Origin of the sequence: Azospirillum sp. HJ39 (assembly GCF_041507355.1) — a bacterium.
GTDB classification, from domain to species: domain Bacteria; phylum Pseudomonadota; class Alphaproteobacteria; order Azospirillales; family Azospirillaceae; genus Azospirillum; species Azospirillum thiophilum.
Genome location: NZ_CP167910.1, coordinates 28,786 through 41,613, shown reverse-complemented (window position 1 = coordinate 41,613; position 12,828 = coordinate 28,786). Strand labels below are relative to the sequence as shown.

The 12,828-nt window shown below is 69.8% G+C and carries 10 protein-coding genes; 4 read left to right on the top strand and 6 right to left on the bottom strand.

Features of this window, described 5'->3' with window-relative positions; translation table 11 throughout:
• Positions 1–10: 10 nt before the first annotated feature.
• Entirely contained in the window at positions 11–1,282 is a 1,272-nt protein-coding gene (locus ABMY26_RS10835) for an allantoate amidohydrolase (protein WP_372396252.1), read from the bottom strand.
• A gap of 236 nt (positions 1,283–1,518) precedes the next feature.
• On the opposite strand from ABMY26_RS10835, the gene ABMY26_RS10830 reads away from it, so the two are divergent.
• Positions 1,519–1,908, top strand: coding sequence for a hypothetical protein (locus ABMY26_RS10830; RefSeq protein WP_372396250.1), 390 nt, complete (start codon positions 1,519–1,521; stop codon positions 1,906–1,908).
• Positions 1,909–1,956: 48 nt separating this feature from the next.
• Here ABMY26_RS10830 and ABMY26_RS10825 read toward each other — a convergent pair whose 3' ends face one another.
• Positions 1,957–2,166, bottom strand: coding sequence for a hypothetical protein (locus tag ABMY26_RS10825; RefSeq protein ID WP_045585151.1), 210 nt, complete (start codon positions 2,164–2,166; stop codon positions 1,957–1,959).
• A gap of 164 nt (positions 2,167–2,330) precedes the next feature.
• Positions 2,331–2,819 (bottom strand): BON domain-containing protein, encoded by a 489-nt coding sequence (locus ABMY26_RS10820; RefSeq protein WP_372396249.1) that lies wholly within the window; start codon positions 2,817–2,819, stop codon positions 2,331–2,333.
• A gap of 178 nt (positions 2,820–2,997) precedes the next feature.
• On the opposite strand from ABMY26_RS10820, the gene ABMY26_RS10815 reads away from it, so the two are divergent.
• Positions 2,998–5,448, top strand: a complete 2,451-nt coding sequence (locus ABMY26_RS10815) for a glucose/quinate/shikimate family membrane-bound PQQ-dependent dehydrogenase (protein WP_372396247.1) — start codon at positions 2,998–3,000, stop codon at positions 5,446–5,448.
• 24 nt (positions 5,449–5,472) lie between these two features.
• On the opposite strand, the gene ABMY26_RS10810 is transcribed toward ABMY26_RS10815, so the two are convergent.
• Positions 5,473–7,299: an ABC transporter ATP-binding protein/permease gene (locus ABMY26_RS10810; RefSeq protein ID WP_372396245.1), complete on the bottom strand. Its 1,827-nt coding sequence runs from the start codon at positions 7,297–7,299 to the stop codon at positions 5,473–5,475.
• A gap of 101 nt (positions 7,300–7,400) precedes the next feature.
• Positions 7,401–8,765 (bottom strand): GH1 family beta-glucosidase, encoded by a 1,365-nt coding sequence (locus ABMY26_RS10805; protein WP_372396244.1) that lies wholly within the window; start codon positions 8,763–8,765, stop codon positions 7,401–7,403.
• Positions 8,766–9,023: 258 nt separating this feature from the next.
• On the opposite strand from ABMY26_RS10805, the gene ABMY26_RS10800 reads away from it, so the two are divergent.
• On the top strand, positions 9,024–9,815 hold the full coding sequence (locus ABMY26_RS10800; RefSeq protein WP_372396242.1) for a TonB family protein: 792 nt from the start codon (positions 9,024–9,026) through the stop codon (positions 9,813–9,815).
• A 69-nt stretch (positions 9,816–9,884) separates the two neighbouring features.
• Here ABMY26_RS10800 and ABMY26_RS10795 read toward each other — a convergent pair whose 3' ends face one another.
• Positions 9,885–11,261, bottom strand: a complete 1,377-nt coding sequence (locus ABMY26_RS10795) for a PLP-dependent aminotransferase family protein (protein ID WP_372396241.1) — start codon at positions 11,259–11,261, stop codon at positions 9,885–9,887.
• Positions 11,262–11,503: 242 nt separating this feature from the next.
• On the opposite strand from ABMY26_RS10795, the gene ABMY26_RS10790 reads away from it, so the two are divergent.
• Positions 11,504–12,799, top strand: a complete 1,296-nt coding sequence (locus tag ABMY26_RS10790; RefSeq protein ID WP_372396240.1) for a hydroxymethylglutaryl-CoA reductase, degradative — start codon at positions 11,504–11,506, stop codon at positions 12,797–12,799.
• The last annotated feature ends 29 nt before the right edge of the window (positions 12,800–12,828 follow it).

Here is a 12,828-nt window from a genome sequence, read left to right as displayed (position 1 = left end):
AGGCGGTCCGTCAGGAGTTTGCAGGCTGGAAATGTTCGACGAAGCGGGCGAGCACGCGGGCTCCCGCCTCGGCGTCGGCGGCGGTGATGCGTTCGGCCGGATTGTGCGAGATGCCGCGCTCGCAGCGCACGAACAGCATGGCGATGCCGGTCAGCGCCGCCACCGCCATCGCGTCGTGGCCGGCGCCGCTCGGCAGCTCCGGCGCGTCCAGCCCTTCCGCCGCCGCTGCGGCGGCGAACTGCGCCATCAGCGCCGGGTGGCAGGCGACGGCCGGGCTCTCATGCAGGGTCTCGAAGCCGATGGCGACGCCGCGGGCATCGGCGACGGCCTCCAGGCGGGCGCGGACGGCGGCCACCCGCTCCAGCCGCAGCGGATCGCGGTCGGCGCGCAGGTCGATGGTGAAGCGGACCTTGCCGGGAATGACGTTGGTGGCGCCGGGCGACGCCTCGATCCGGCCGACGGTGCCGACCAGCCGGTCCTGACCGGAGCAGAGCTGTTCGACCGCCAGGATCATCTCGGCCGACGCCGCCAGCGCGTCGCGGCGCAGCGTCATCGGCACGGTGCCGGCATGGCCTGCCATGCCCTCGACCGTCACCGCCAGGCGGGTGGCGCCGGCGATGGCGGTGACGATTCCCACCGGGCGGCCGAGCGCCTCCAGCACCGGCCCCTGTTCGATGTGCAGCTCGGCATAGGCCAGCACGTCCTCCGGCCGGTAGGCGGCGGCGGCCCAGGCGGCGGGGTCGAGGCCGAATTCCGTCATCGCGTCGGCCAGCCGGATGCCGGCGGTGTCGCGCGTCTCCAGCACCGCCGGGTCGAAGCTGCCGGCGATGGCGCGGCTGCCGATCAGCGTCGACTGGAAGCGGGTGCCCTCCTCGTCGCCGAAGCCGATCACCTCGACGGCGAAGGGCAGGCGGCGGCCGCGGGCGTTGAGGTCGGCGACCACGGCGATGCCGGTCAGCACCCCCAGCATGCCGTCATAGCGCCCGGCATCCCGCACGGTGTCGAGGTGGGAGCCGATCAGCAGCGCCGGCAGGCCGGGCCGGTCGCCCTCGTAGCGGCCGACGATGTTGCCGACGGCGTCCTCGCGCACGGCCATCCCGGCCTCGCGCATCCAGCCGGCCACCAGATCGTTGGCGCGGCGGTGTTCCGGCGTCAGGTAGAGGCGCGACAGCCGGCCGTCCTCGGCGCTGATCGCCGCCAGCGCGTCGATGCGGTCGAGAAGGACCGGTCCGGACAGCGGGGAGGCGGAAGTGGGCTGAGCGGGCTGCGACGGAACGGGCATCGGCTGGTCCGGATGACGGAAGGGAAACGGCATGCTGGCATCGCTTATACGCCCAAGCCGCGGCCCCGCCCTAGCCCCCGGCCGGCGAAGACAGTTTCAAAGAAACGCGCAAAAGGCGCGTCCTGCCGCCGCTGCGCCGCCGTCCGGCATGGCGTGGCACAAAATCCGGCCGCTTTATCGAAGGGAGTGCCGAATAACGGCTACCACCCTCTGGAATAAAGCGGGATGATCCATAGATGAAACCCGACGACAGCGGCCGGGAACGGCTGGAATTGCTGCGTCTGCGAAAGAAACTGCTGAAGGGAGGTGCGTCCATGACGTCGTTCGATCCCGATATGCCTTTCGAAAACGCAACGCCCGTCGGTCGCACCGGTGCGCACCGGGATGGCGGACTGTGGTTCAACGACCGCACCGAGCTGCTCCAGGCCCGCACGCTGGCGGGATGGATCACCCTGCTGGCGGAGGATCGCGGGCTCGACGACCGCCAACTGGCTGCCGTCACCGGCCTGGATGTGGAGGATGCCCGCGCGGTGCGGGACGGCGCCGTCGCCATGCTGCCGCCGCGCCTGTTGAACCGCGCGCTCGCCCGGCTGGAGGGGCGGAACGACGAAGGGCGGCTGCAATAGCTGCAAGCCGCCCTTCGGATCCGTTGGACATTGTCGCGCTGCGTCGCCTCAGGCGACGGACAGCACGTCCACATACAGGTTGGCCGGCGCCGACAGGTGGATGCGGTACAGCATGCCGGACTGGTCGACGAGGATGTCGGCGACCGGATTCTTGGTCGACAGGTCGGTCACCGCGGCGCGGACGTTGCGCGGCAGCTGGTCGAGGGCGATGTCACGGTAACCGCCCTTGTCGGAAAGCTTGATGGTCTTGGTGCCCATGATGGCAGCTGCTCTGTTCCGGAAGACTTGAGGGGGACTCGATTTGCCGCGGGACAATGGTCCCGCCCGGTTAACCAACAGTTAACCGGGCCATCGGGTCTTCCGGATGCCGGCGCAGGGCAGCAGCGCATGCGGCGCAAGGGGAGCGGTGGAAGGGATGCCGCTCAGCGGCGCCGGGTGTCGTCCTCCGGCCGCGGCTGCTTGCCCAGCACCATCGAGCTGTTGTCGAGCGCCGCGACCATGGCGTCGCGCGCCGGGGCGCCGGGGCCGGTAACGCTGCCCTGTCCTTGCGGGGCGGCGGGCTCCACCCGTTCGCCGGAGCGGGCGGCCTCATGCCCGGCGGACCCGGACCGGGCGGCGACGCGCAGGTCGTTCTGCACATGGCCGACGCCGGAGACGCTCTCCGCGATGTCCTCCGCCAGACGCCGGGCGGCGCGGTCGCACACGGTGCCGCTCAGCGTCACCTCGCCATTCTCCACCGTAACGCCGACGTCGGAGGCGTCGAGGCGGTGGTCGTCGGTCAGGCGATCGTTGATGTCCTCGAGGATGCGGTCGTCGGAGCGGCGGTGGTTGCGCGGGCCGACGCCGCGGTAACGGGCCTCCGGACTCATCTTGGCGAACTCCTCGCTCCAGGGATGGCGGTGCATGGGCATGGCAGTCTCCGTCCTGTGCAATCAGGGGGCTGACCTCTCAACAAAAGTCGTGCCGTTTGCGTTCCGACAGCCCGGCAGGCCAGCGTTGCGCGGGGAATGGCGCCAGCGGCCCGAACATGGCGCAACCTTGGCCGCGCCCGGCTGTTCCGTTCGAAAGCCTTTTGGTCGAGGACGTGCCATGGAACATTCCGAACGAAGCGTCGCCCTCTGGGCGATGACAATCCTGCTGGCGATTCTCGGGCTCGGCGCCCTGGGCGGCGGCCTGTGGCTGATCCTGCTGGGCGGCTCCTGGTACTATGCCCTCGCCGGCCTGGCGTTCCTGGGGACGGCGGCGCTGCAGGCCAGGCGGTCGCCGGCGGCGCTAGCGGTGTACGCCCTGCTGGTGGCCGGCACGCTGGTCTGGGCGCTGTGGGAAGCCGGGCTGGACTGGTGGCCGCTGTCGGCACGCGGCGACGTGGTCGCGGTGGTCGGGTTCCTGCTGCTGACGCCCTGGGTGACCCGCCGCCTGGGCGAGCGCCAGCCGATGGCCGGCGAACCCGCGCCCGGTGCCTATCCGGTGGGGGTGTTCCGCGGAACCGGCCTTGCGCTGACCGCGTCGCTGGCGGTGGTGCTGGCGGTCGGCGTCGCCTCCTGGTTCACCGACCCGCACCGGATCGAGGGGGTCGTCCCGCCCGCCGGGCAGATGGCGGCGGCCGGGGCCGATCCGGCGGTGCAGGGAGGGGCGGCACAGGGAGGGGCGGTGCCGGACGGCGACTGGCACGCCTATGGCCGCACCGGCTACGGGCAGCGCTATTCGCCGCTGACCGGCATCACGCCGCAGAATGTGGACAGGCTCCAGGTCGCCTGGACCTACAGCACCGGCGACCTGCGCGGCCAGCCCGGCGACCCCAAGGAAACCACCTTCGAGGTGACGCCGCTGAAGATCGGCAACCGCCTCTATCTATGCTCGCCCCACCAGCATGTCATCGCGCTGGACGCCACCACCGGCAAGGAGGTCTGGCGGCGCGACCTGAAGATCGACCCGACGCAGTTGGCCCTGCAGCATTTGACCTGCCGCGGCCTGTCCTACCACCCGGCGTCGCAGGCCGCCGCCGCTCCGGCGGCCGGGGGCAGCTGTGCCGCCAAGCTGTTCATGCCGACCGCCGACGGACGTCTGGTGGCGCTGGATCCGGAGGACGGCTCGGTCTGCACCGGCTTCGGCCGGAACGGCGAGGTCGATCTGTGGGCCAACATGCCGAACGTCCGGCCGGGCGCCTATTACTCGACATCGCCGCCGGTGGTGACCGCCGGCCTGATCGTCGTCGGCGGCACGGTGCTCGACAATGTCTCGACCAGGGAACAGTCGGGCGTCGTCCGCGCCTTCGACGTCGACAGCGGCGCCCTGGTGTGGAACTGGGATTCGGCGAAGCCGGACCTGACCGCCCCGATCCCGGAGGGGCAGACCTACACCGTCAACTCGCCCAACAGCTGGTCGATCGCCAGCGTCGACGAGGCGCTGGGCATGGTCTATGTGCCGCTCGGCAACCAGCCGCCCGACCAGTGGGGCGGCAACCGCAGCCCGGAGGTCGAGCGCTTCTCCTCCTCCGTCGTGGCGCTCGATCTGGCGACGGGCCGGGTGCGCTGGGTGTTCCAGACCGTTCATCACGATTTGTGGGATTACGACGTGCCGGCGCAGCCAAGCCTGATCGACCTGACCGTCGACGGCATGAGCGTGCCCGCGCTGGTCCAGCCGACCAAGCAGGGCGAGCTGTTCGTGCTCGACCGCCGCACCGGCCGGCCGGTGCTGCCGGTGACCGAGAAGCCGGCGCCGCAGGGGGCGGCGGAGGGCGACCGCACCGCCCCGACCCAGCCGGTGTCCGCCCTGTCCTACGACCCGCCGCCGCTGACCGGGGCCGACATGTGGGGGGCGACGATGTTCGACCAGCTCGCCTGCCGGATCGCGCTGAAGCGGCTGCGCTACGAGGGGCGCTTTACCCCGCCGTCCCTGCAGGGCTCCCTGGTCTATCCCGGCAATTTCGGCGTGTTCAACTGGGGCGGCGTCGCGGTCGATCCCCGGCGCCAGATCGCCTTCACCACGCCCACATATCTCGCCTTCGTCTCGCAGCTGGTGCCGCGCCAGGACGACCGCACCCAGTATGTGCAGGGCAACGAACGGCCGCAGTACAGCCTGCCGGCGCTGAACGAGAATTTCGGCGCCCCCTTCGCGGTGAAGCTGGCGCCCTTCGTCTCGGTGCTGGGGCTGCCCTGCCAGGCGCCGCCCTGGGGATATGTCGCCGCCGCCGACCTGACCACGGGGAAGACCGTCTGGAAGCACAAGAACGGCACCACCCTCGACGCCTCGCCGATCCCGCTGCCCTTCCGCATGGGCGTGCCCAACCTGGGCGGGCCGGTCGTGACCGCGGGCGGCGTGGCCTTCCTGTCGGGCACCATCGATTACTATGTGCGGGCCTATGACGTCTCCACCGGCCGGCAGCTGTGGGAAAGCCGCCTGCCGGCCGGCGGGCAGGCGACGCCGATGACCTACCAGGGCGAGGACGGCCGCCAATATGTGCTGGTGGCGGCCGGCGGGCATGGCTCGCTGGGGACCAAGGGCGGCGATGCGGTGATCGCCTATGCGCTGCCGAAGTGAGGGGCGGGGGCTTCGCACCCCCCCTTACGCCGCGCTCTCCGCAATCGGCAGCGGTCCGGTGGCTTCAGCGTCTTCGGGCATCTGCTCGCGCAGGGTGACGGCGCCGTTGGTGCGTTCCAGCACCAGCTTGCGGCCATGGTGGGCGACCAGCCCGGCATGATGTCCGATGGTCAGCAGGGTCGCGTGCGGCAGCTCGGTTTCCATCAGCGTCAGCAGCTCCTCCTCCGCCGGGGGGTCGAGGCTGTCGGTGGCGTCCTCCAGGAAGATCCAGTCGGGGCGGCGGATCAGCAGGCGGGCGAAGCCGAGCCGCTGGCGCTCGGGCACCGACAGCATGCCATCCCAATGGTCGACGTCGTCCAGCCGCCCGACCAGATCGGGCAGGCCGACGCGGACCAGCGCATCCACCGCCTGGGCGTCCTCCACCGACGAGGCCGGGCCGGGATAGCCCAGCACCGCCCGCAGGCTGACATGGGGCAGGTAGGGGCGCTCCGGCATGAAGAAGACGCGGGTGTGGGCCGGCAGGGTGATGCGGCCGCGGCCCCAGGGCCAGACGCCGGCCACGGCGCGGAACAGCCGGATGGTCGCCGTCGCGTCGCCGACGATCAGCACGCGGTCGCCCGGCTTCACCTCCAGGTCGAAGGGATGCACCACCTCGACGCCGTTCGGCTCCTCGATGGCGACGCCGCGGAAGGTCAGGCTGCTGTGTTCGTCCGACCGCTCGACCTGGATATGGCCGTCCGCCACGTCGCAGACGTCGCGGTCCAGCCGCAGCAGCGCCTCGTGCAGGTTCAGCACCCGTTCCACCGAGGCACGCCATTCGGCGACGCGCGGCAGGTTGTCGATCGGCCAGGACAGCGCCCCGACCGTCTGCTGGAACGCCTGCGCCGTCTGCATCAGCACGCCGAGCGTGATGGTGCCGGCGATGTAGCGCGGCGCGGCGACCAGGATCGGGAAGGCGGCCGACAGCACCGAATAGCTGGCGCTGAACACCATCATGTGGCTCAGGGCGCGGGTCTGGCGGTCCCAACCCCGAACCACCCCGGCGAACAGGCCGCTCAGATGCCCGCGCTCGGCCGATTCGCCATGCAGCAGCGCGATGGTCTGGCCGTTCTCGCGGATGCGGGCCAGAGCGAAGCGAAAGTCGGCCTCATAGCCCTGGCGGCGGTTGACGGCGTTGACCAGCGGCTGGCCGATCAGCATGGCGATGGTCGTGCCCATGGCGGCATAGAGCAGCGCGACGAACAGCAGATGGCCCGGCACCGACAGCTCGGTCCCCATCAGCGTCACCGACAGGGTGCCGGACAGCATCCACAGGATGTTGGTGAAGCTGATCAGCAGCAGCACGCAGTAGGTCAGCGAATGGCCGAGGTCGATGGCCATTTCCGCGGTGATGCGGATGTCCTCGGCGATGCGGCCGTCGGGGTTGTCGTGCTCGCCCGGCATGTAGGCGATCTGGTGGTGCCGGCCGCGGCGCAGCCAGTCCTCCAGCAGCTTGCGCGTCAGCCAGTCGCGCCACCCCATCTGCAGCCGCCGCTTCACCCGCAGATGCAGCACGACGATGACGATGTTGTAGGCGATGATCAGCCCGACCACGCCGATCATGGTGAGGAACCGGTCCATCGAGCGCTGTTCGAGCGCGTCGAACAGCCGTTCGCTCCACAGGTTGATCAGGACGGGGATGGACACCTGCCCGATGGTCAGCACCACCAGCGCCACGGTCAGCGCCCACACGGTGACGCGCGTCCGCCCCAGCCAGTACCCGCCCGCCAGCGCCAGGAAGCGGCGGGCGAAGCCGGGGGCGCCGCCGCCCTGGCTGCTGCCCGTGCCGTTTCCGCCAGTGCCTTCGCTCATGCCGCCCATCCCGGGCTTGCGCCCTCGACTCTTCACCATCCGTATAACCAACGAATAGGACCTGCTGTGACAAAAGTACAGGGTCAGGGGCGAAGGAACGGTTAAAGCCTTCCGGTTCTCACGACCTCGGCGAGGAAGCGGTAGCTGTCCTTCGGCGTGCGCTTCAGCGTGTCGTAATCGACGCGGACGATGCCGAAGCGTTTCGACAGGCCGAAGGCCCATTCGAAATTGTCCAGCAGGCTCCAGCACAGATATCCCGTGACGTTGCAGCCGTCGGCCAGCGCCTGCGCCACCGATTCCAGATGCTCGCGGTAGAACAGCACCCGCTCGGCATCGTGGATCTGGCCGTCCGGCGTCACCACGTCGTCATAGGCGCAGCCGTTCTCGGCGATGAAGACGGCCGGGTTGCCGTAATCGGTGCGCAGTTCGGTTAACAGGTCATACAGCCCCTCCGGCTGGACCGGCCAGGCCATGCCGGTCCAGCGCCGGCATTGCGCCTCGCCCCAGCCGACCTCGAAGGGCCGTCCGGCCTCGTGCTTCATCGTCATGCGCGAGTAGTAGTTGATGCCCAGCAGGTCGATCGGGTAGCGGATCGCCTCGGTGTCGCCGGGCAGAACGAACTCCGCCATCCGGTCGGCCAGCAGCGCCGGGATCTCCCCGCGCATCAGCCCGTCCAGCGCCACCCGGTTCCACACCGCATCCCAGCGCGCGGCCGCCGCGACATCCTCCGGCCGGTCGCTGTCGGCGACCGCCGGCTGCAGGTTCAGCACGGTGCCCAGCGTCAGGCCGGACCGTTCCGCCGCGATGGCGCGCAGCGCCGCCCCCTGCGCCAGATTCTGGTGGTGCAGCGCCCGCAGGATGCCCTGTTCGCCCAGCCGGTGGCCGGGGGCATGCTCGCCGACGCCATAGCCGAAGATGGCGACGACGTTCGGCTCGTTCAGCATCATCCAATGCTTGACCCGGTCGGCCAGCCGGGCGGTGACGATGCGGGCGTAGTCGGCGAAGGGGCCGACGATCTCCCGGCCCTGCCAGCCGCCGGCATCCTCCAGCGGCTGCGGCAGGTCCCAATGGTAGAGGCAGGCCATCGGCGTGATCCCCGCCTCCAGCAGCGCATCGACCAGCCGGTCGTAGAAGTCGAGGCCGCGCGTCTCCACCGTCCCGGTGCCGGTGGGCAGGATGCGCGGCCAGGCGATGGAGAAGCGGTAGCTGTCGAAGCCCGCCGCCTTCATCAGCGCGATGTCTTCGGCGTAGCGGTGGAAATGATCGCAGGCGACGGCGGCGCTGCTGCCGTCCATGATTCGCCCTTGGGCGGTGAAGGTATCCCAGACGCAAGGTCCGCGCCCGTCGGCGTCAACCGCCCCTTCGATCTGGTAGGCGGCGGTCGAGGCCCCCCAGCGGAAATCGGGCGGGAAGCTCAGCGGCTTGGCGTCGTCGGCCAGGGACACGGGCTGGCTGAAGCTGTCCATTCCTATCCTCCCATGGAGTGGTTCGTTTTCCCCAGCATGACGCAGCCGCCCGCCCTTCGCTATGGGACAAGCATACGATCGGTCCGGGCGCGACGCGGTGGCGCAGGCGCGGTCGTAACGGGGCCGGCGCGCTGGGGGGCCAATCCAATCCACCGCAATTTCCCGGCGGGCGAATCACAGGGAATAACTTCGCGCAAAGAAGGTTCATCCACACATGACGCTCGCCCCAGGGCGTTGCAGCGAACAGGGGGTTCCACCATGAGCGACTTCGACCTGCGCCGGAGCGACCAGCCCGGCATATCAGAAGATCCTGCAACCACGACCCGGTGGGGGTTTCTGGTCTCCACGACCCTGCATGCCGGCATCCTCCTTCTGCTCACGGGATTCGGTGCGCCTGCCGTGCTGCATGCACCCGAGTCCCCGGTCGATGTCACCTTCGTCGCACCGGAAAATACCTCACATGGTCCGCAACAGCCGGTGGCGACATCGAAGGCGGAAGGCGCTGCCGCGGCCGCTATTCCGTCGCCTGCAGACGAACCGGCGGCGCAGGCCTCTCGTCCTCAGGCGATCCTGGATGCTGTCGCCCTGCCCGCGCAGCAACCCGTAACCGTAAAGCAGCCGGCCGCCGCGACACATCGGCCACCCCCTGAATCCGTGACAGCCAAGCCCATGGAGGCCAAACCGGGGCAGGCCAGGCTGTCGCATGTCGCACAATCGTCTCCTCCGCCATCCGATGCCGTTGCGAAGACGCCTCCGGAACAGGTGAAGAATGAGTATGCCGGACTTATCCAGACCCTGATCGTCCGCAACAGAATCTATCCTGCGGAAGCCCAACGGGCACGAATGGAAGGCACCGTCGCCATACGCTTCCTCCTTATGGCCGATGGCAAGGTAAAGAAACTCGCGATTGCCCAGGGTTCCGGTCATGAGATCCTCGACCGCGCTGCCAAGGAAACGATCCGGCGCTCTTCTCCCTTCCCTCCCATCCCCGCGGCTTTCAAAACCGACCGGATCGATATGACGCTTAACTTGAATTACAAGCTGGATTAGGGCTTCCTGATAAACAGCAATGCGCCGCCGGACCGGGCGGGCGCCGGCCCTGATGCCGCTCCCGGCCAGTCAGTCCTGCTGGCCGAGACGGTCGCCGAGAAAGGCGGTGAAGCGGGGATCGTCGGCATAGGCGATGTTGATCCGCATCGCCGGCGCGGTCGCCGTGCGCGCCGGCAGGAAAAGCGTGCCGGGCGCCAGGAAGATTCCCTGCTCCGCGGCCTGGCGCACCAGCTCCACCTCGTCGATGTGCCCGGGAAGCTCGCCCCACAGGTAATAGCCGCCGGGGGCGGCCGGCGGCAGCCGGACCCCGATGCGGGTGAGCGCCAGCGTCGCCTTTTCCGTATGCTCCGCGATCAGCGTCTTCAGCCGGCGGAGATGGCGCAGATACTGGCCCGACGCGATGAAGGCGTAGACGATCCGCTCGACATAGTCGGAGGTGCTGACGACGGTCAGCATCTTCACGTCGCACAGCCGGTCGATCAGCGGGCGTTTCGCCGCGACATAGCCGACGCGCAGGCTGGCCGACAGGGTCTTGGAGAAGGTGCCGACATAGATGACCCGCTCCAGCTGGTCGAGCGCGGCGAGCCTGGGGCTGGCGGCGGGCAGGACGTCGGCGAAGGGATCGTCCTCGACGACGTAGAGGCCATGCTGGTCGGCGATCCGCAGCAGCCGGTGGGCGACGGCCGGCGTGATCGAGCCGCCGGTCGGGTTGTGGGCCAGCGACTGGGTGAAGAACAGCTTCGGCCTGTGGGCGGCGGCCTTGGCGGCGAAATCGTCGAGGTCGGGGCCGTCATGGCGCCGCTGGACGCCGACGATGGCGATGCGCGACAGCCGGAGCTTGCCGAACAGCGGGTAGTAGCCGGGGCTGTCGACCAGCACGGTGTCCCCCGGCTCCAGCATCTGGCGGGCGACGAGGTCGAGCGCGTGGTTAGCGCCCTGGGTCAGCAGGATCTGGTCGGGTGCCGCCTTGATCGACCGTTCGCCCAGCGTCAGCGCCAGCCGCTCGCGCAGCGGCAGGAACCCCCAGGGCGAGCCGTAGCCGTGCTCCGGCCCCAGGCCGCGGGCCGCCGCCAGGAAGCGCGGGTGGCCGCCGACCTCGAAGCGCTCCATCCAGGACGGCGGCGGCCGGCCGTCGCCGATGCGCACGGCATAGCTCTGCACCAGCTGCTCGCGCAGCAGCGACACGAAATCGACAGCCTCGGCGACATGGGCCGACTGCTGGCCGGCCGCCGCGCGGCGGACGCGGGCGACGTAATAGCCGGCCCCCGGTTTGGCCTCGACATGGCCCAGCGCCACCAGCCGGTCATAGGCCTCGGCCATCGTGTTCTTGGAGACGCCATGCTCGACGGCACCGGCCCGCACCGACAGCAGGCGCTCCCCCGGCTTCAACAGGCCGTCGCCGATCAACCCGGCGATCTTGTCGACGATGCTGCCCACCCGCGTCATCGCATCCCCGCTCCGGTGTCCCACCGAACAGGCTGGTACAGTGTCCCGGAGATTTTGGCAAACTGTCCCTTGTCCCGTCCCTTCGCATCACTGATCATTGCGCATACGAACGGCATCGGCGGGATCGGCCCGCACTGTCCCGTTCCACCGGCATCCGACATCGTTCCGCCCTTTTTCGCGCGCCGCCACGCGCGGCGCCGGAGGGCGGGACGCATCCGCGAAGCGCATGACAGGGTTCAGGAATGACCAGCCCCACCCGCAATCCAGCCCGCAATTCCCGCATCTCCGGCTTCCACAAGAAGTCGCCGGCCGAGCGGCTGGCGATCGTCGCCGACTTCGCCGGCCTCGACGCCGCCGCCGCCGCGCGGCTGTCGGACACCGGGAACCTCGACCTGGGCCTCGCCGACCGCCTGGTCGAGAATGTCGTCGGGTCGATGAACATCCCGCTGGGGATCGCGACCAACATGAAGATCGACGGCGAGGATCTGCTGATCCCGATGGCGACCGAGGAATCGTCGGTCGTCGCCGCGGTCTGCAACGCGGCCCGGCAATGCTATGACGCCGGCGGCTTCACCACCTCGATGTCCGGCACGCTGATGATCGCCCAGATCCAGGCGGTCGAAGTGGCCGACCCCCATGCCGCCCGCCTGCGCATCCTCGGCCACCGCGACGAGATCAAGGCGGTCTGCGACGGCTGCGATCCGGTGCTGCTGTCCTTCGGCGGCGGCTTCCGCGACGTCGAGGTGCGGGTGCTCGACAGCCAGGGCGGGCCGATGCTGGTGACGCACCTGATCGTCGACACCCGCGACGCGATGGGCGCGAACGCGGTCAACAGCATGGCGGAGAAGCTGGCCCCGCACATCGCCGAATGGACCGGCGGCCGGGTCTATCTGCGCATCCTGTCCAACCTGGCCGACCGCCGGCTGGCCCGGGCGCATGCGGTGTGGCCGCTCGACCGGATCGGCGGCGAGGCTGTGCGCGACGGCATCGTCAGCGCCTATCATTTCGCCGCCGCCGATCCCTACCGCGCCGCCACCCACAACAAGGGGATCATGAACGGCGTCAGCGCCGTCGTGCTGGCGACCGGCAACGACACCCGCGCGGTGGAGGCGGGCGCCCATGCCTACGCCGCCCGCAACGGCCAGTATGGCAGCCTGACCCGCTTCGAGGTGACCGCCGACGGGCAGCTCAGCGGCTCCATCGAGCTGCCGATGGCGGTCGGGCTGATCGGCGGCGCCACCAAGGCCCATCCGACGGCGCAGGCTTGCCTGGCGATCCTCGGCGTCACCAGCGCCGAACGCCTCGCCCGCGTCATCGCCGCGGTCGGGCTGGCGCAGAACTTCTCGGCGTTGAAGGCGCTGGCGACCACCGGCATCCAGAAGGGCCACATGGCCCTGCATGCCCAGAACATCGCGATGATGGCCGGTGCCGTCGGCGAGGAGATCGACCGCGTCGCCGCCATCCTGGTCGAGCGCGGCACCGTGCGCCAGGATGTCGCCCAGGCGGTGCTGGGCGACCTGCGCGGGACCGGCGGCTGATGGCGCCGGCGCGCGACGGCGACGGGCAC

What these genes read in the sequence shown, in the direction of transcription:
- ABMY26_RS10835 (WP_372396252.1), bottom strand. Translation starts at nt 1,282, where the DNA reads ATGCCCGTTCCGTCGCAGCCCGCTCAGCCCACTTCCGCCTCCCCGCTG.
- ABMY26_RS10790 (WP_372396240.1), top strand. Translation starts at nt 11,504, where the DNA reads ATGACCAGCCCCACCCGCAATCCAGCCCGCAATTCCCGCATCTCCGGC.
- ABMY26_RS10830 (WP_372396250.1), top strand. Translation starts at nt 1,519, where the DNA reads ATGAAACCCGACGACAGCGGCCGGGAACGGCTGGAATTGCTGCGTCTG.
- ABMY26_RS10820 (WP_372396249.1), bottom strand. Translation starts at nt 2,819, where the DNA reads ATGCCCATGCACCGCCATCCCTGGAGCGAGGAGTTCGCCAAGATGAGT.
- ABMY26_RS10805 (WP_372396244.1), bottom strand. Translation starts at nt 8,765, where the DNA reads ATGGACAGCTTCAGCCAGCCCGTGTCCCTGGCCGACGACGCCAAGCCG.
- ABMY26_RS10825 (WP_045585151.1), bottom strand. Translation starts at nt 2,166, where the DNA reads ATGGGCACCAAGACCATCAAGCTTTCCGACAAGGGCGGTTACCGTGAC.
- ABMY26_RS10815 (WP_372396247.1), top strand. Translation starts at nt 2,998, where the DNA reads ATGGAACATTCCGAACGAAGCGTCGCCCTCTGGGCGATGACAATCCTG.
- ABMY26_RS10800 (WP_372396242.1), top strand. Translation starts at nt 9,024, where the DNA reads ATGAGCGACTTCGACCTGCGCCGGAGCGACCAGCCCGGCATATCAGAA.
- ABMY26_RS10810 (WP_372396245.1), bottom strand. Translation starts at nt 7,299, where the DNA reads ATGAGCGAAGGCACTGGCGGAAACGGCACGGGCAGCAGCCAGGGCGGC.
- ABMY26_RS10795 (WP_372396241.1), bottom strand. Translation starts at nt 11,261, where the DNA reads ATGACGCGGGTGGGCAGCATCGTCGACAAGATCGCCGGGTTGATCGGC.